This window comes from Enterobacter sp. MG-EB028, from assembly GCF_056673305.1.
Genome location: NZ_CP195079.1, coordinates 4705946 through 4724743, shown reverse-complemented (window position 1 = coordinate 4724743; position 18798 = coordinate 4705946). Strand labels below are relative to the sequence as shown.

The following is an 18798-nucleotide window of genomic DNA, read 5'->3' as shown; positions in this document are numbered from 1 at the left end:
GTAACACTGTAAAGGGAGCATAGCGATGAGCACGTCAGACGAGACCAATAACGCGGCATCCGCCGGCAAATGTCCGTTCCATCAGGGCGGCGTCGATCACAGCGCGGGCGCAGGTACCGGCAGTAAAGAGTGGTGGCCTAAACAACTCCGCATCGATCTTCTAAATCAACATTCCAACCGTTCTAACCCTCTGGGTGAAGACTTCGACTACCGCAAAGAATTCAGCAAGCTCGACTATTCCGCCCTCAAGGGCGATCTCAAAGCCCTGTTAACCGACTCTCAACCCTGGTGGCCTGCCGACTGGGGCAGCTATGCTGGCCTGTTTATTCGCATGGCCTGGCACGGTGCCGGTACCTATCGCTCCGTTGACGGACGCGGCGGTGCCGGACGCGGTCAGCAGCGCTTTGCGCCACTGAACTCCTGGCCTGATAACGTCAGCCTGGATAAAGCGCGCCGCCTGCTGTGGCCAATCAAGCAAAAATACGGACAAAAAATCTCCTGGGCCGACCTGTTTATCCTCGCGGGTAACGTGGCGCTGGAGAACTCCGGCTTCCGCACCTTTGGTTTTGGCGCCGGTCGTGAAGACGTCTGGGAACCGGATCTGGACGTGAACTGGGGCGATGAAAAAGCCTGGCTGACCCACCGTGACCCGGAAGCGCTGGCGAAGCGTCCTCTGGGTGCCACTGAAATGGGCCTGATTTACGTGAACCCGGAAGGGCCAAACGCCAGCGGTGAACCGCTGTCGGCGGCTGCGGCAATTCGCGCAACCTTCGGCAACATGGGGATGAACGACGAAGAGACCGTCGCGCTGATTGCAGGCGGCCATACGCTCGGTAAAACCCACGGCGCGGGTGAAGCCACGCACGTTGGTACCGATCCGGAAGCCTCGCCGATTGAAGCGCAGGGCTTAGGCTGGGCCAGCACGCATGGCACCGGTATTGGTGCTGATGCTATCACCTCCGGGCTGGAAGTCATCTGGTCACAAACTCCGACCCAGTGGAGCAACTACTTCTTCGAGAACCTGTTCAAATACGAATGGGTGCAGACCCGTAGCCCGGCAGGCGCGATTCAGTTTGAAGCCGTGGATGCGCCGGAAATCATGCCCGATCCGTTCGACCCGTCGAAGAAACGCAAACCTACCATGCTGGTCACCGACCTGACGCTGCGTTTTGACCCGGAATTCGAGAAAATTTCCCGTCGCTTCCTGAACGATCCGCAGGCCTTTAACGAAGCCTTCGCGCGTGCGTGGTTCAAACTGACCCACCGCGATATGGGGCCAAAAGCACGGTACATCGGTCCGGAAGTGCCGAAAGAAGATCTGATTTGGCAGGATCCGCTGCCGCAGGCGGTGTTCAATCCGTCGAAAGAGGACATTGAAAGCCTGAAGGCGGAAATTGCGGCCTCCGGCCTCTCCGTGAGCGAACTGGTTTCCGTTGCCTGGGCGTCTGCATCGACCTTCCGCGGCGGCGACAAGCGCGGCGGTGCCAACGGCGCGCGTCTGGCGCTGGCTCCTCAGCGCGACTGGGATGTGAACGCCGCGGCGGTTCGCGCGTTGCCGGCTCTGGAAGCTATCCAGCGCACCACCAATAAAGCCTCGCTGGCCGATATTATCGTGCTGGCGGGCGTCGTGGGCGTTGAGCAGGCGGCGAAAGCGGCGGGCGTTTATGTCAACGTACCGTTCACCCCGGGCCGCGTGGATGCGCGTCAGGACCAGACGGATATCGAGATGTTCAACCTGCTCGAGCCGGTTGCCGACGGTTTCCGCAACTACCGTGCGCAGGTGGATGTGTCCACGACGGAGTCACTGCTAATTGATAAGGCCCAGCAGCTGACCCTGACCGCGCCTGAACTGACGGTGCTGATCGGCGGCCTGCGCGTGCTGGGTACAAACTTCGATGGCAGCAAGAATGGCGTATTCACCAACCGCGAAGGCGTGCTGAGCAACGATTTCTTCGTGAACCTGCTGGACATGAACACCCAGTGGAAGGCGACCGACGAATCTAATGAACTGTTTGCCGGAAGCGATCGCGCCAGCGGTGAAGTGAAATATACCGCGACCCGCGCCGACCTGGTCTTTGGCTCGAACGCTGTCCTGCGCGCGCTGGCAGAGGTTTACGCCAGCAGCGATGCGCACGAGAAGTTCGTCCGTGACTTCGTTGCCGCTTGGGCGAAGGTAATGGATTTGGATCGTTTTGATCTGCGATAAATAAATATCCCCGCCACGGCGGGGATATTTTTGCCAATAATACAGGCCGGGTAAGGCGCAGCCGCCGCCCGGCTTTTTATTACTCCCACTCCCGCAGGAACCGCTGTCCATACTGGTCAGCCACCAGCAGCGCCGCGTAAACCTGATCCGGCGTCACGCCGCCCGGCATGTTGTGAATGGTCTCCCCTTCGGCACAGGACGCTTCCGCGATCAGACGCATTTTGGCCGGAATATCCTCTTTGATATTCAGCTGTGCCAGCGTGATCGGCAACCCCACGCTGTGGCAAAGCGCGGCGACGGTCTCTATTTCTTCAACCGGGGCGTTCTCCAGCACCAGCTGCGTCAGCGTGCCAAACGCCACTTTTTCACCGTGATAGAAGTGATGCGCATCCGGCACTGCCGTCATGCCGTTGTGAATGGCGTGTGCCGCCGCCAGACCGCCGCTTTCAAAGCCCACGCCGCTGAGATAGGTGTTGGCTTCGATAATGCGTTCCAGCGCTGGCGTTACCACGTGCTGTTCCGCTGCCAGCATTGCCTTCTCACCCTCTTCAACCAGCGTGTTGTAGCACAGCTCGGCCAGCGCTAACGCCGCCTGGGTGCACTTGCCGCCCGCCATGGTGGTTGCGCCGCTGCGCGAGCAGGCGCGTGCTTCAAACCAGGTCGCGAGCGCATCGCCTATCCCGGCGGCCAGCAGGCGCGCAGGCGCACCCGCCACCACTTTGGTGTCGACAATGACCATATTCGGGTTGTGCGGCAACATCAGGTAGCGATCGAACTCGCCGCTGTCGGTGTAAATGACGGAAAGGGCGCTGCACGGCGCATCGGTAGAGGCAATGGTCGGCGCAATGGCCACCGGCACGTCCATGAAATGCGCCAGCGCTTTGGCGGTATCCAGCGTTTTACCGCCGCCGATGCCCAACACCGCGAGACAGTCGGCACTGTCTGCCAGCTTTTTCAGGCGATCGATTTCATTTTGCGAACATTCGCCGCCAAACGGCGCGATTTCAGCGTGCAGTTCGGCTTTTTTGAAACTCTGACGCAGGGTCTCTTCAGCAAAACCCAGCACAAATTTATCGCCGACCACCAGCCAGCGATTGGCCAGGGGTTTCAGATAGTCATCGAGGCGAGTAAGCACGTCAGCGCCCTGAATATATTTCCCCGGCGATTGAATAATACGGTCCATAACGTTTCTCCCTTAGAGGTTGAGGTTACCAAACGCGTTTTTCCAGTCCTGCTCGAACTTCTCTATGGCTGACTCTACCGCCGGGGTGCCGAGCATTTGTTGCGCTACGTCTAAGGGAAGCGTGATTGCCTCGCACCCGGCAAGCAGGCAGTCCAGCGCCTGACGCGGCGTTTTAAAGCTGGCAGCCAGCACCCTGCTTTCCGGCGCGTGCTTTTCCATCAAGGATTGCAGCTCCTGGACCATGCGAATACCGTCGCCGCCCTGTGCGTCGACGCGGTTCACATATGGCGCGACATACTTCGCGCTTGCCAGCGCGGCCAGCAAACCCTGTGCGGCGCTATAAACGGCAGTGCCCAGCGTGGTAATGCCCTCTTTTTGAAGCGCCTTAATCGCGGTAAGGCCCTCAGCCGTGACAGGGATTTTCACCACGATGTCCGGGATGGCGTTACTCAGGCGTTTGGCCTCCGCCACCATGCCTTCGGCGTCGCGGCTCATGGTTTGAGCAAACAGCGTGCCTTCCGGTCCAATGGCTTTTTGCAGACGCGGCAGCACGTCCCAGATGGATTCGCAGCTGGCGGCAATGATGCTCGGATTTGTGGTGACGCCCGCTATGGGAAAAATGCGCGCCAGGCGTTCTACTTCCGCCACGTTGGCGGTATCCAGGTACAGTTCCATTACTCTTCCTCGTTTCAGAGTTCTAATTCGTGTTGTAGCAGGGAGGCGATAGCCTCTTCTGAGCTGGCGTTGACCAGCGCGCTGCGGAAATCGTCATGCATGATGCGGCGGGCCAGGCGGGAGAAAATACGCATATGCTGATCGCCCGCGGCGTGTTTGTTCAGCGTCAGCATGATGATGAATTGTGCTTCTTCATCTCCCCACATGACGGGGGATTTCAGGCGTACAACGCTGATGGTGGATTGCTCAATATGCTCCGATTTGCTGTGTGGAATGGCGAAACCAAAACCCAGCCCGGTGGAGAAGACCGCCTCGCGTGCCCACAGATCGGCTTCCAGCTTGCGCGGATAGCGGCAACGCCCGGCGAGCAGTAAGTTATCGGTCATCCCTTTCATGACCTCTTCTTTGCTATTCCAGTCGTTATCCAGAGAGATGCAGCGTGGCGTCACCAGCGGCGTATCCTGCTGATTCATGCGGAACTGGGCGAGCAGATGCTCCACTTCGAGCGATGTACGACACGCCATAGCCTGGTTCAGTAGCTGGCGACAGGCGCGGCTATCAAGCTGGGCCAGGCGCGCTTTGGTAGCGGGAATGGCAGGTGAGCCCATGCTGAGCTCGTCCAGACCAAGACCTACCAGTAGCGGCAGCACTGACCCTTTCGCGCCCAGTTCACCGCAGAGGCCAATCCATTTCCCCTGGCGATGCACTGCCTGCACCGCGTAATCCAGCGCGCGCAGGAAGGCCGGATTCAGGCTGTTGTAGTGGCGCGTGACTTTGGCGTTGTCGCGGTCGACGGCCAGCAGATACTGCGTCAGGTCATTGCTGCCAATACTAAAGAAATCAATCTCTTCGCAGCACTGATCGATGATGAACATCACCGAAGGCACTTCCAGCATAATGCCGAACGGGATTTTCTCATCAAACGGAATATGTTCATTGCGAAGCTGTTGTTTCGCTTCGGCAAGTTTCTCTTTGACCCACAGGATCTCTTCCATCGAGGAGATCATCGGGATCATGATCTTCAGATTGCCGTGAGCAGAGGCGCGCAGGATCGCTCGAAGCTGGGTGGTGAAAAGGGTTGCATACTCTTCATATATGCGCACGGCGCGGTAACCGAGGAACGGATTGTTCTCTGCCGGAATATTCAGATACTCCACCGGCTTATCACCGCCAATATCCATGGTACGTACAATAATGCTCCGCCCGTTTGCGCTCTCCAGCGCCTGACAGAAGATGTTGTATAGCTCGTTTTCGCCGGGCGCGCTGGTGCGATCCATATAAAGCATTTCAGTGCGGAACAGGCCCACGCCCTCGGCGCCGTTGCCAAATGCCCCCTGGGCTTCCACCGCGTGGGCGATGTTCGCGGCAATCTCTATGCGCAGACCGTCGGCCGTTCTGGCTTCACGATCGAGCCAGATGCGCTGCTGCTCGCGTATCGCCTGTTGTACCCGCGCTTCTTGTTGGTAGTAGCGCGCTACCGCATCGCTGGCATTGACTACGACCGCACCGGCATTGCCATCCACAAAGACAGACTGATTGCGCCAGTGCAGCAGGCTTTCACCGTCGACGCCCACCAGCGTCGGGATATTAAAGGAGCGCGCGAGGATCACGGTGTGCGAGGTGGTTCCGCCGCTTTTTAACAGCAACCCTTTGAGCATGGTTTTATCCAGTTCCAGGAACTGGCCGGGAGTGAGGTCGTCAGCAAGGCAGACGGTCGGTTGCGTCAGCTGCCCCGGAGACGGGAAACAAGCTTCACCGTAGATATGCTGTAAAAGCTGATAGCAGACGTCGCGCACGTCCAGTACGCGTTCCTGCAGATAGCTGCTGCTGGAACGAGAGAACGTCTCGCAGAAATGGTTGGCCGTGGCGATGATGGCCTGAGCGCAGCTTAAGCCCCGGTTGACCCCTGACAGGAGATGCTGGCGCAGCGAGGTATCCGTAGCCAGCGAGCGGTGGGCTTCAAGAATGGCGCTGGCGGTGCTGTCGCCTTCCAGCGCGTGCAGCTCAATGTGTTTGACCAGCAGCGTCAGACCGGTATCCAGCGCCGATTGCTCAGCTTCCACGTTTTGTGCTTCGGGTAAATCGGTCAGGGCGTTGAGATCCAGCGATGTCAGTACCGTCAGGATGCCCTGCCCACTGCCGCTGCATACCGGAGTGGCGCGAAAAAGCGTCGGGTTCAGGCGTGTCAGTGATTCTGGTAAGGGCTCCAGTTCCGTGCTGATAACTCCTTCAAGCGGTGCGTCACAGTGCGGAAACTCCTCTCTCAGCCACTGCTCCAGCCGCTGATGGGCATGTTGCTCATCTTCACCGCAGATTGCCAGACGGCAGGGATCGCCTGCCAGCGTATCGGTACCAATCAATGCCAGCGCGCTTTTGGCATCGCCTTTACGGTCCGTACGCAGGTTATGCCACTCGATTTGCGAGACAAACGTATTGCACAGCGTTTCCACATGACTTGCCGGACGCGCGTGAACACCGTTGGGCAATTCACAGGTAAATTCCACTACCAGAGCCATACACACTCCTGAAACCAATCATCAATGATGCGAAAGAGCATACGAGCGTGAGGATGAGGCACGCCATGTGACAAAACTGCCAAAAGCTGGACAAATGTAATGTGACGCTAAAAATGAGATTTCACTCACAGGTTCTGACGTTTTGCGTAATGCATCGCCGGTGTGAAATGTCGAGGCGGATCGCATTTTTATTTCGATATTACAAAAATCCAGTAAATGGCCTTTTTGTCTACTGTCCGCCGTCTTTCTGATTGCCTATTGTTTGCCACAACATCTTTATGGTTTTAGGCCTGGAGCGACATATGAAAGCGTTGGTGCACATTCTCAAGAACACGCGGCAGCATCTGATGACCGGGGTGTCGCATATGATCCCGTTCGTGGTCTCGGGCGGCATTCTGCTGGCGGTTTCAGTAATGCTATACGGCAAGGGCGCGGTACCGGATGCCGCAACCGATCCCAATCTGAAAAAGCTCTTTGATATTGGTGTGGCGGGTTTAACGCTGATGGTGCCTTTCCTGGCCGCTTACATTGGCTACTCGATTGCAGAACGCGCCGCGCTGGCTCCCTGTGCCATTGCCGCCTGGGTGGGCAACAGCTTTGGCGCGGGGTTCTTCGGCGCGATTATCGCTGGGATTTTCGGTGGAATTATCGTCTGGTACCTGAAAAAACTGCCGGTCCCGAAAGTGCTGCGTTCCGTCATGCCCATCTTCATCATCCCGATTATCGGCACCTCTATTACCGCGGGCATCATGATGTGGGGTCTTGGCGAGCCTGTAGGCGCGCTGACCACCAGCCTCACTCAGTGGCTGCAAGGCATGCAGCAGGGCAGCATCGTGGTACTTGCCATCATTCTCGGCCTTATGCTGGCGTTCGATATGGGCGGCCCGGTTAACAAAGTGGCGTATGCCTTCATGCTGATTTGCGTTGCGCAGGGCATCTATACCGTCGTTGCGATTGCCGCCGTGGCTATTTGCATACCGCCGCTGGGGTTAGGCCTGGCAACGTTAGTCGGCCGCAAGAATTTTTCCGATGAAGAACGTGAAGCGGGGAAAGCGGCGCTGGTGATGGGCTGTGTTGGCGTCACCGAAGGGGCAATTCCGTTTGCCGCTGCTGACCCTCTGCGCGTGATTCCTTCCATCATGCTGGGTTCCGCGTGTGGTGCGGTCACGGCTGCCGTGATGGGCGCGCAATGCTATGCCGGTTGGGGTGGGTTGATTGTGCTTCCCGTGGTGGACGGCAAGCTCGGCTATATCGCGGCAGTTGCTGTGGGTGCAGTGGTAACGGCAATCAGCGTCAACGTGCTGAAGCGTATTGCCCGTAAGAATACAAAACAGGTCGAGGAAAAAGAGGATGACCTGGATCTGGATTTCGAAATTAACTGAGTGAGGAAGAGAACATGGCCCGAATTATCGCAGTAACAGCATGTCCGTCTGGCGTTGCCCATACCTATATGGCTGCTGAAGCGCTGGAAAGCGCCGCAAAAGCGAAAGGCTGGGAAGTGAAAGTAGAAACACAGGGATCGATCGGTCTTGAGAATGAGCTGACGGCAGAAGACGTTGCCGCCGCGGATGTGGTGATCCTGACCAAGGATATTGGCATTAAATTCGAAGAGCGTTTTGCCGGAAAAACCACCGTACGCGTCAATATCAGCGACGCGGTAAAACGTGCCGACGCCATCATGAACAAAATTGATGCCCACCTGGCACAAACCGCCTGATGCTCTCCCGCCCTTCGGGGCGGGCTCGTTTTACCGTTACAGGAGTTCCCTCATGACGAATCGTACCCAGCGTTTGAAAGACGCTCTTTTTGCCAGCCCGCGTGAAATCTCGCTTGAGCGTGCTTTGCTCTATACCGCCAGCCACCAGCAGACGGAAGGTGAGCCGGTGATTATCCGGCGCGCGAAAGCGACGGCGTACATACTCGACCATGTAAAAATCGCGATTCGTGATGAGGAGCTGATTGCCGGGAACCGCACCGTTAAACCGCGTGCAGGCATTATGTCTCCGGAGATGGATCCGTACTGGCTGCTTAAGGAGCTGGATCAGTTTGCCACACGTCCGCAGGACCGCTTTGAAATCAGCGATGAGGATAAGCAGACCTACCGTGACGTGCTGTACCCCTACTGGGAAAACCGGTCAATGAAGGATTTCATCAACAGCCAGATGACAGATGAGGTGAAAACCGCGGTAGGGACGCAGATTTTCAGCATCAACCAGACGGATAAAGGGCAGGGGCATATCATTATTGATTATCCACGCCTGCTTAATAACGGCCTGGGTGTGCTGGTGGAGGAACTGCGTGAACACTGCGCCCGCGATCCCCATAACACTTTCTATGCAGCGGCACTGATCCTGCTTGAGGCTTCCCAGCGCCATATTTTGCGCTACGCGGCGCTGGCTGAAGAGCTGGCCTGGGTCAGCGATGTGCCGCGGCGAGAGGAACTGCTGACAATTGCCGACATCTCGCGGCACAACGCACAGCAGAAGCCACAGACGTTCTGGCAGGCGTGTCAGCTTTTCTGGTACATGAACATCATTTTGCAGTACGAATCCAACGCCAGTTCGCTCTCTATCGGGCGCTTTGACCAGTACATGCTGCCGTTTTATCAGGCCTCGCTCTCACAAGGCGATGAGCCCGCGTTCCTGAAAGAGATTCTTGAGTCGCTGTGGGTGAAGTGCAATGACGTCGTGCTTTTACGCTCGACCAGCAGCGCCCGCTATTTCGCCGGGTTCCCGACCGGGTATACCGCACTGTTAGGCGGCCTGACGGAAAGCGGCCGTAGTGCGGTAAACGTGCTCTCCTTCCTGTGCCTGGATGCCTACCAAAGCGTTCAGCTTCCTCAGCCGAACCTCGGCGTGCGGGTGAATGAACTTATCGACCGGCCTTTCCTGCTTAAAACCGCAGAGACCATTCGCCTGGGCACCGGCATTCCGCAGATTTTTAACGATGAAGTGGTGGTGCCTGCCTTCCTCAATCGCGGCGTGTCGCTGGAGGACGCGCGCGACTACGCTGTCGTCGGCTGTGTTGAGCTGTCGATTCCGGGTAAAACCTACGGTCTGCACGATATTGCCATGTTTAACCTGCTGAAGGTGATGGAAATCGCGATGCACGAGAATGAAGGCAACGCAGGGTTGAGTTATGAAGGGTTGCTGGAGAATATTCGCGCCAAAATTAATCACTACATTGCGCTGATGGTTGAGGGGAGCAATATCTGCGATATCGGCCATCGTGATTGGGCTCCGGTGCCGTTGCTCTCTTCTTTTATCAGCGATTGCCTGGCATCTGGGAAAGACATTACCGACGGCGGGGCGCGCTATAACTTCTCTGGTGTACAAGGGATCGGAATAGCCAACCTGAGCGATTCACTGCATGCCCTGAAAGGGCTGGTCTTTGAACAGCAACGCTTAAGTTTTGATGAGCTCTTAGCCGTGTTAAAAGCGAACTTTGCCACCCCGGAGGGCGAAAAAGTGCGAGCAAGGCTGATCAATCGCTTCGAAAAATACGGCAATGATATCGATGATGTCGACAACATCAGCGCTGAACTGCTGCGCCACTACTGCAAAGAGGTCGAAAAATACCGTAACCCGCGCGGCGGGCAATTTACGCCGGGGTCTTATACCGTATCGGCACACGTGCCGTTGGGGGCGGTTGTGGGGGCAACACCGGATGGACGCTTTGCCGGTGAGCAACTGGCGGACGGCGGGCTTTCACCGATGCTTGGGCAAGATATGCAGGGCCCAACCGCGGTACTCAAATCGGTGAGTAAGCTGGATAACTATCTGTTATCTAACGGTACGCTATTAAACGTTAAATTCACACCGGCGACGCTGGAAGGCGACACAGGGCTGCAAAAGTTGGCAGATTTCCTGCGTGCGTTCACGCAGCTTAAGTTGCAACACATCCAGTTCAACGTGGTGAACGCGGAAACCCTGCGTGAAGCGCAGCGGCGTCCACAGGATTTTGCTGGGCTGGTGGTGCGCGTTGCCGGATACAGCGCCTTCTTTGTTGAGCTGTCGAAGGAGATCCAGGATGACATTATCCGCCGCACCGCGCATCAGCTGTGACGTCGTTGAAACACGCGCCGACGTGGCGCGTATTTTCAATATTCAGCGCTATTCGTTAAACGACGGGGCGGGTATTCGCACGGTGGTCTTTTTTAAAGGCTGCCCTCACCGCTGCCCGTGGTGTGCCAACCCGGAGTCGATCTCCCCAAAAATTGAGACGGTTCGCCGGGAGAGTAAATGTTTGCGCTGCACGCCCTGCCTGCGTGATGCGGACGAATGTCCTTCCGGTGCGTTTGAGCGCATCGGACGCGACGTGACGCTGGACGAGCTTGAACGCGAGGTGATGAAAGACGATGTTTTCTTCCGCTCTTCGGGTGGCGGAGTGACGCTGTCGGGCGGGGAAGTATTGATGCAGGCACCTTTTGCGACGCAGCTGCTTGCGCGTTTGCGCCGTTACGGTATACGCACCGCCATTGAGACGGCGGGAGATGCGCCCCTGTCACGATTGCTACCGCTGACACGACAGTGCGATGAAGTACTGTTTGACCTGAAGATTATGGATCCAGAGCAGGCGCGTTCGGTGACGGCGGTGAATCTGCCAAGAGTGCTGGATAACATTAAGCAACTGGTGGCGGAAGGCATAAACGTCATCCCCCGCGTACCGCTTATTCCTGGCTATACGCTGACGGAAACCAACATGGCGCGCGTGCTGGCATTTTTGCTGCCTACAGGGATACGTCAGCTGCATTTATTACCGTTTCACGCGTATGGCGAACCAAAATACCGCCTGCTTGGGCAACAATGGGTGATGCGGGAGGTGATACCTCCGACAACTGACGAAGTTGCAGTCTTTCGCCGTATGGCGGAACGTAAAGGGTTTCATGTCACCGTGGGAGGTTGAAAATGACAGTAACGGCAGTGCGTCATCTGGTGGCGGTAACCGCATGCGTGAGCGGCGTGGCGCATACTTACATGGCCGCAGAACGGCTGGAGCGGATTTGCCAGCAGGAGAAATGGTCAGCCCGCATTGAGACTCAGGGGGCGTTAGGCATTGAAAGTGAATTGACGGAGGACGATATCCGGCGCGCTGATGTCGTATTGCTTATTACGGATATTGAGCTGGCGGGCAGCGAGCGATTTGAATCCTGCCGCTATGTGAAGTGCGGGATTAATGCTTTCCTGCGCGATCCGCACAAGGTCATGGCTGCAGTACGTAAAATGGTATCCGCGCCGCAGCATACTCAGGTCATTCTGGACTGACCGCTTTCCCTGTCAGCTGGCTGTGATACTGGCGACGGTACTCTGACGGCGAACGTTCCGTATTTTTACGGAATAAGCGGCAGAAGTAATTACTGTCGACAAACCCGCAGGCATGCGCCACCTCCTTCACCTTTAAATCATACCCTTTCAGCAACTGACGCGCGTGCTCCAGCCGGGTGTGAGTCAGGTATTCATTAAAACCTACCGCGCCTGTTTTCTGGAAAAGATGCGATAAATAGTTCGGAGAGATATAAAACGCCTGGGCGACGGATTCCCGGGTTAGCGGGGTCGCATAATGTTCATCAATATAAACGCGAATGGCTTCAAACAGAGCCTGGCTACGTGAGGCGGTCTGGATCTGACTACCCAGCAAATCGACGCAATGGCTAAGTAGGCTGGCGATGATCAGGCGTGCGGTTTGCTGCTCGTGCGGCTGCATCTGCATTTCATGAAGCGTCTGTAGCAGGAAGGAGCCAATGCGGGGGCCACGGCGAGCAACGTGCTGCTTTGCCAGGTTACGCACTTCAACACCATCCCAGTGCAAAAGGCTAAACCCAAGCTGCTGTTTGCCAAACAGGATGCTCAACGTCGTCGCGGGTGTTTGCCATTGTGGATCGTTCCAGCCGCCAGCCGGGACGTATAAAACATCACCCTGCTGTAAAACGGAAGCTGCCTGGTCTTTCACCGAACCGTCGAGCACGATCTCCAGACGTGGGAAATCAACTTTTAAGGCAAGGTCGGGTGCGGAGATGGCTGGGTTTGCAAAATGCACCTGACGCAGCGTCGTTGTGCCGTTGATCAGGTCAGTCAGGATGTGGGTAATGTCGTGGTGCATGGTGGATACCAGGGTATTGCCGGGTGGCGCTAACGCTTACCCGGCCTACTTAACGTAGGCCCGTGCAAGCGCAGCGCCGCCGGGCATAAAGCATTAGCCGGTGTTACGCATACCTGCCGCAACGCCTGCAATCGTCACCATCAACGCCTGTTCGACGCGCGGATCCGGCTCTTTACCTTCTTCTTCCGCCAGACGCGAACGGTGCAGCAGCTCTGCCTGCAGAACGTTCAGCGGGTCGGTGTAGATGTTACGCAGCTGAATAGACTCGGCAATCCACGGCAGGTCCGCCATCAGATGCGAGTCGTTGGCGATATCCAGCACCACTTTGATGTCGCCTTCCAGCAGCTCGCGCAGCTCTTTACCCAGCGCCCACAGTTCCGGTTTCACCAGACGCTGGTCGTAGTATTCCGCCAGCCACAGGTCCGCTTTCGAGAAGACCATCTCCAGCATGCCCAGACGGGTAGAGAAGAACGGCCAGTCGCGGCACATGGTTTCCAGTTCGTTCTGTTTGCCGTCTTCCACCACTTTTTGCAGCGCGGCACCAGCACCCAGCCAGGCGGGCAGCATCAGGCGGTTCTGCGTCCAGGCGAAGATCCATGGAATGGCGCGCAGAGATTCGACGCCGCCGGTCGGGCGACGCTTCGCAGGACGCGAGCCCAGCGGCAGTTTACCCAGCTCCTGCTCAGGCGTGGCCGAGCGGAAGTAAGGGACGAAATCTTTGTTTTCACGCACGTAGCCGCGGTACAGATCGCAGGAGATGTCAGACAGCTCGTCCATGATATGACACCAGGACGCTTTTGGCTCCGGCGGCGGCAGCAGGTTGGCTTCCAGGATCGCGCTGGTGTAGAGCGACAGGCTGCTGATGGTCACTTCCGGCAGGCCGTACTTGAAGCGGATCATCTCGCCCTGCTCGGTGACGCGCAGGCCGCCTTTCAGGCTTCCCGGCGGCTGTGACAGCAATGCCGCGTGAGCAGGCGCGCCGCCGCGGCCAATGGAGCCGCCACGTCCGTGGAACAAGGTCAGCTCAATACCGGCTTTCTCGCAGGTTTTGATCAGCGCGTCCTGCGCCTGATACTGCGCCCAGGATGCCGCCATCACGCCCGCATCTTTTGCGGAGTCGGAATAGCCAATCATCACCATCTGTTTGCCCTGAATAAAGCCGCGGTACCAGTCGATATTCAGCAACTGAGTCATGACGTCGTTGGCGTTATTCAGGTCGTCGAGGGTCTCAAACAGTGGGGCGACCGGCAGGGCGTAGTCGATACCCGCTTCTTTCAGCAGAAGGTGTACGCCCAGCACGTCGGACGGGGTCTTCGCCATGGAGATCACGTAGGCGGCCACCGATCCTTTCGGTGCATCAACGATCGCTTTGCAGGTGTTGAGCACTTCGCGGGTTTCGTTGCTTGGCTCCCAGCTGCGCGGCAGCAGAGGGCGCTTGGAGTTCAGCTCGCGGATCAGGAAGGCCTGTTTGTCGGCTTCGGACCAGCTTTCATAGTCGCCGATGCCGAGATAGCGGGTCAGCTCGCCCAGGGCTTCGGTATGGCGGGTACTTTCCTGACGCACGTCGATACGCACCAGCGGCACGCCGAAACACTTCACGCGGCGCAGGGTGTCGAGCAGTTCGCCGTTGGCGATGATGCCCATCCCGCAGGCCTGCAGCGATTTATAACAGGCGTAGAGCGGCTCCCAGAGCTGCTCGTTCTGGCTCAGCAGGCCTTCCGGCTTCGGCAGGCGCTGGCCTTTAAGGCGCGCTTCCAGCCAGGCTTGGGTGGCCATCAGCTGCCCACGCAGTTTTTTCATCAGGAAACGGTACGGCTCGCTGGCACCCTCTTCCCCGGCCAGCGCGCGCAGTTCCGGCGTTGCTTCCACCATCGACAGCTCGGAGATCAGCACCTGAATGTCTTTCAGGAACAGGTCGGTTGCTTTCCAGCGGCTCAGCAGCAGGACGTGACGGGTGATTTCCGCGGTCACGTTCGGGTTACCGTCGCGGTCGCCGCCCATCCAGGAGGTGAAGCGCACCGGAACAAAGTCGACCGGCAGGCGGTAGCCAAGGTTTGCTTCCAGCTGTTCGTTTAGCTCGCGCAGGTAGTTAGGCACCCCTTCCCACAGACTGTTCTCTACCACCGCAAAGCCCCATTTGGCTTCGTCGACTGGGCTTGGGCGATGCTTACGAATTTCATCGGTGTGCCAGGACTGGGCAATCAGCTGGCGCAGACGGCGCATCAGCTGGTTGCGTTCGTAGTCGGCAATGTCTTTGTTATCCAACTGCTTGAGGCAGTTGTTCACCTCCACCATCTTGTGGATCAGTGTACGACGGGTAATTTCGGTTGGGTGTGCGGTCAGGACCAGCTCCAGCGAAAGGGACTCCACCGCTTTTTTGATGGTGGCTTCGTTGAGGTCTGGCTGGTCTTTCAGTTTACGAAGGGTGCGGGCAATGACTTCCGGGTTGCTGGCCGCTTCGCCATTTGGCGAAATGCTGTGGTATTGCTCAGCGGTGTTGGCCAGGTTCAGGAACTGGCTGAATGCGCGTGCAACGGGCAGCAGCTCATCGTTAGAGAGGTTCTGCAAGGTGGTGAGCAGCTCCTGACGACTGGCCTCGTTACCGGCACGGGAAGATTTAGATAGCTTGCGGATGGTTTCAACGCGGTCGAGGATATTCTCCCCCAACGCATCTTTGATGGTATCTCCAAGCACTTTGCCGAGCATACTGACATTACTACGCAACGCGGAATATTGTTCGTTCATAAAAACCCAGTCACCCCATCATTTTTGTTTATGCCCAGGCGAAAATCTTCTGGACATTATTTTGTCATCTCCCTTTATAAAGCCACGTAAAACCCCCGTCGTCAATTGCTGCGAAAACGGTTCAGCAAACGAATAAATGCGGGCAATTTACGAAATTTAATTCGCATTGCGTCAGATAAGAGATGCTTATGGAAATGTGACAGAGATCATGCGATTTGTTGCCCTCACCCTAACCCTCTCCCAAAGGGAGAGGGGACTCTTCGGTGCGGTTTTAATGCCAGCAGAAGTGATGCACAACCTGGGTAATCAGTTCGCGGGTCGGCTTGATGAAGCGAGTTTCCAGATATTCATCCGGCTGGTGGGCCTGGTTAATGGAGCCAGGGCCAAGGACCAGCGTCGGGCACAGCGTCTGAATAAACGGCGCTTCGGTGCAGTAGTTCACCACGTCGGTTTTCTCACCGAGCAGCTTTTCCACGACTTCAACCAGCTGATGGTCCGGCGGGCATTCGTAACCCGGGATCGGCGGATGCAGTTCGGAGACCGTCAGACGGCCAGGCCAGCGCTCGCTTACCGGAGCCAGCGCTTCGTTCAGCAGGCCGTCGAGATCGCTCAGGGTCATGCCCGGCAGCGGGCGGATATCCATATGTAGTTCGCAGCAGGCGCAGATACGGTTCGAGGCATCGCCGCCGTGCAGGCTGCCCAGGTTCAGGGTCGGGTACGGCACGGTGAACGCCTCGTAGTGATAACGTTCTTTCAGATCGTCGCGCAGGGTCATGATGCGGCCGATGGCATCATGCATCAGCTCAATGGCGTTCACGCCGCGCGCCGGATCGCTGGAGTGGCCGGATTGGCCCAGCACGCGCACGGCGGTAGAAATATGACCTTTGTGCGCGCGGATAGGCTGCAGAGAGGTTGGCTCGCCGATGATCGCGCAATCCGGGCGAATCGACGTATTTTCAGAGAAGTAGCGCGCGCCCGCCATGCTGGTTTCTTCATCGGCGGTCGCCAGAATGTAGAGCGGTTTTTTCAGCTTCGTCACGTCTACGTCACGCAGCGCGTCGAGGATAAAGGCGAAGAAGCCTTTCATGTCGGCGGTGCCCAGACCGTAGAGCTTGTTGTCGTGCTCGGTCAGGGTAAACGGGTCGCGCGTCCAGCGGCCATCGTCAAACGGTACGGTGTCAGTATGACCGGCCAGCAGCAGGCCGCCCGCACCGTTTCCGGTGCTGGCGAGCAGGTTAAATTTGTGGCGTGTTCCGGGGACGGGCTGAACCTCAACGTTAAACCCAAGATCGCTAAACCAACCCGCCAGCAGATTGATTAAAGACTCATTGCTCTGATCCAGCGCTTCTTCCGTTGCGCTGATGGAAGGAGTGGCAATCAGGGCGCGGTAGATCTCGATAAATGGCGGTAAGTTCATTTTCATTGTTGACACACCTTAGGTCGTGATAGTATCAATATTCATGCAATAAATGTGAATAAAAATACATTAACGTTGAGCATAAAGGAACCCGATGTTGAATACGCTGATTGTAGGCGCTAGCGGTTATGCGGGCGCAGAGCTTGTAAGCTACGTGAATCGCCATCCACATATGACCATAACCGCTTTGACCGTGTCAGCGCAAAGCAATGATGCAGGAAAGTTAATTTCCGATTTGCATCCGTGGCTTAAGGGCATTGTCGATCTGCCTTTGCAGCCCATGTCTGACATCAGCGAGTTTACCGACGGCGTTGACGTGGTCTTTTTAGCCACAGCGCACGAGGTCAGTCACGACCTGGCACCGCAGTTTCTGGCTGCCGGCTGCGTGGTGTTCGACCTCTCCGGCGCGTTCCGCGTTAACGACGGCGCGTTCTATGAAAAATATTACGGTTTCACCCACCAGCATCCGGATCTGCTTGAAAAAGCGGTGTACGGCCTGGCGGAGTGGAGCGCAGACAAGCTAAAGGAAGCGGACCTGATTGCCGTGCCGGGCTGCTATCCGACGGCGGCTCAGCTTTCCCTGAAGCCGCTGATCGACGCGGGTCTGCTGGATCTGAGCCAGTGGCCGGTGATCAACGCCACCAGCGGCGTGAGCGGAGCAGGTCGCAAGGCCGCTATCTCAAACAGCTTCTGCGAAGTGAGCCTTCAGCCGTATGGCGTGTTTAATCACCGTCATCACCCTGAAATCACGACGCATCTGGGCGCCGAGGTGATTTTCACCCCGCACCTGGGCAGCTTCCCGCGCGGGATCCTCGAAACTATCACCTGCCGCCTGAAGCCTGGCGTGACCAAAGAGCAGGTGAACGAGGCCTTCACCCAGGCGTATGCGGATAAACCGCTGGTGCGACTTTACGACAAAGGCGTTCCGGCGCTGAAAAACGTGGTTGGTCTGCCGTTCTGCGACATCGGCTTTGCTGTGCAGGGCGAGCATCTCATCGTTGTCGCCGCAGAAGATAACTTACTCAAAGGCGCTGCCGCACAGGCAATGCAGTGTGCAAATATTCGTTTCGGCTTCCCTGAAACGCAGGCTCTTATTTAAGGTGTGATGATGAACCCATTAATTATCAAACTCGGTGGTGTACTGCTGGACAGCGAAGAAGCGCTGGAGCGTCTGTTTACCGCGCTGGTGAACTATCGCGAATCCCACCAGCGTCCGCTGGTGATCGTGCACGGCGGCGGCTGCGTGGTGGATGAGCTGATGAAAGGGCTCAACCTGCCGGTGAAAAAGAAGAACGGCCTGCGCGTGACGCCTGCTGACCAGATCGACATCATTACCGGCGCGCTGGCGGGTACGGCGAACAAAACGCTGCTGGCGTGGGCGAAGAAACACCACATCGCGTCCGTGGGCCTCTATCTGGGCGATGGCGACAGCGTAAAAGTGACCCAGCTCGACGAAGAGCTCGGCCACGTTGGACTGGCGCAGCCAGGTTCGCCTAAGCTGATTAACACGCTGCTGGAAGGGGGGTTCCTGCCGGTGGTGAGCTCTATCGGCGTGACCGAAGAGGGCGAGCTGATGAACGTTAACGCGGACCAGGCGGCAACCGCGCTGGCGGCAACGCTGGGCGCGGACCTGATCCTGCTCTCCGACGTGAGCGGCATTCTGGACGGTAAAGGCCAGCGCATTGCGGAAATGACGGCTGAGAAAGCCGAGCAGCTGATTGCTCAGGGCATTATTACCGACGGCATGATCGTCAAAGTGAACGCCGCGCTGGATGCCGCACGCACGCTGGGCCGCCCGGTTGATATCGCCTCCTGGCGTCACGCGGAGCAGCTCCCGGCACTGTTTAACGGCACGCCGATTGGCACGCGTATTTTAGCGTAATCGATTTAATGTTTTGTAGGCCCGGTAAGCGTAGCGCCACCGGGCAATGAAATTCAAAGATATTAAGGAAGCATG

Annotated in this window: 14 protein-coding genes; 8 read left to right on the top strand and 6 right to left on the bottom strand. The window is 57.2% G+C overall.

Annotated features, from left to right (window positions below):
- Window positions 1-25: 25 nt before the first annotated feature.
- Complete coding sequence (gene katG, locus ACR42C_RS22365; RefSeq protein ID WP_116344049.1) at window positions 26-2206, top strand: catalase/peroxidase HPI; 2181 nt, start codon at window positions 26-28, stop codon at window positions 2204-2206.
- Window positions 2207-2285: 79 nt separating this feature from the next.
- Here the strand turns inward: katG and gldA are convergent, their stop codons facing one another.
- Genes gldA through ptsP form a run of 3 tightly spaced genes read right to left on the bottom strand, consistent with a single transcriptional unit; the run spans window position 2286 to window position 6580 of the window.
- Entirely contained in the window at window positions 2286-3389 is a 1104-nt protein-coding gene (gene gldA, locus ACR42C_RS22360; protein WP_479984575.1) for a bifunctional L-1,2-propanediol dehydrogenase/glycerol dehydrogenase, read from the bottom strand.
- 12 nt (window positions 3390-3401) lie between these two features.
- Entirely contained in the window at window positions 3402-4064 is a 663-nt protein-coding gene (gene fsa, locus ACR42C_RS22355) for a fructose-6-phosphate aldolase (protein ID WP_479984574.1), read from the bottom strand.
- Window positions 4065-4078: 14 nt separating this feature from the next.
- Window positions 4079-6580: a phosphoenolpyruvate--protein phosphotransferase gene (ptsP, locus tag ACR42C_RS22350; RefSeq protein ID WP_479984573.1), complete on the bottom strand. Its 2502-nt coding sequence runs from the start codon at window positions 6578-6580 to the stop codon at window positions 4079-4081.
- A 302-nt stretch (window positions 6581-6882) separates the two neighbouring features.
- Here ptsP and ACR42C_RS22345 point away from each other — a divergent pair, with 302 nt between their 5' ends.
- From ACR42C_RS22345 to ACR42C_RS22325, 5 genes are read left to right on the top strand one after another with little or no spacing between them, the layout of a single operon-like run.
- Entirely contained in the window at window positions 6883-7962 is a 1080-nt protein-coding gene (locus tag ACR42C_RS22345) for a PTS fructose transporter subunit EIIC (protein ID WP_479984572.1), read from the top strand.
- A gap of 14 nt (window positions 7963-7976) precedes the next feature.
- On the top strand, window positions 7977-8297 hold the full coding sequence (locus tag ACR42C_RS22340) for a PTS fructose-like transporter subunit IIB (protein WP_116344053.1): 321 nt from the start codon (window positions 7977-7979) through the stop codon (window positions 8295-8297).
- Between the two features lie 52 nt (window positions 8298-8349).
- Window positions 8350-10644: a formate C-acetyltransferase gene (locus ACR42C_RS22335; RefSeq protein ID WP_479984571.1), complete on the top strand. Its 2295-nt coding sequence runs from the start codon at window positions 8350-8352 to the stop codon at window positions 10642-10644.
- Window positions 10610-11485 (top strand): [formate-C-acetyltransferase]-activating enzyme, encoded by an 876-nt coding sequence (locus ACR42C_RS22330; protein ID WP_116344055.1) that lies wholly within the window; start codon window positions 10610-10612, stop codon window positions 11483-11485. The genes ACR42C_RS22335 and ACR42C_RS22330 overlap by 35 nt, the downstream gene beginning before the upstream one ends.
- A 2-nt stretch (window positions 11486-11487) precedes the next feature.
- Window positions 11488-11844: a PTS fructose-like transporter subunit IIB gene (locus tag ACR42C_RS22325; RefSeq protein ID WP_116344056.1), complete on the top strand. Its 357-nt coding sequence runs from the start codon at window positions 11488-11490 to the stop codon at window positions 11842-11844.
- Here the strand turns inward: ACR42C_RS22325 and ACR42C_RS22320 are convergent.
- The 3 genes from ACR42C_RS22320 to argE form a co-directional block, all read right to left on the bottom strand.
- A complete protein-coding gene (locus tag ACR42C_RS22320) occupies window positions 11831-12679 on the bottom strand; it encodes a helix-turn-helix transcriptional regulator (RefSeq protein WP_116344057.1) in 849 nt (282 codons plus the stop codon). The genes ACR42C_RS22325 and ACR42C_RS22320 overlap by 14 nt on opposite strands.
- 93 nt (window positions 12680-12772) lie before the next feature.
- Complete coding sequence (gene ppc, locus ACR42C_RS22315) at window positions 12773-15424, bottom strand: phosphoenolpyruvate carboxylase (RefSeq protein ID WP_116344058.1); 2652 nt, start codon at window positions 15422-15424, stop codon at window positions 12773-12775.
- Window positions 15425-15695: 271 nt separating this feature from the next.
- A complete protein-coding gene (gene argE, locus ACR42C_RS22310) occupies window positions 15696-16847 on the bottom strand; it encodes an acetylornithine deacetylase (protein ID WP_116344059.1) in 1152 nt (383 codons plus the stop codon).
- Between the two features lie 88 nt (window positions 16848-16935).
- Here argE and argC point away from each other — a divergent pair, with 88 nt between their 5' ends.
- Together argC and argB are read left to right on the top strand one after the other, a co-directional pair.
- On the top strand, window positions 16936-17940 hold the full coding sequence (gene argC, locus ACR42C_RS22305; protein ID WP_320720975.1) for an N-acetyl-gamma-glutamyl-phosphate reductase: 1005 nt from the start codon (window positions 16936-16938) through the stop codon (window positions 17938-17940).
- Window positions 17941-17946: 6 nt separating this feature from the next.
- Complete coding sequence (gene argB, locus ACR42C_RS22300; protein WP_090420882.1) at window positions 17947-18723, top strand: acetylglutamate kinase; 777 nt, start codon at window positions 17947-17949, stop codon at window positions 18721-18723.
- Window positions 18724-18798 lie beyond the last annotated feature (75 nt).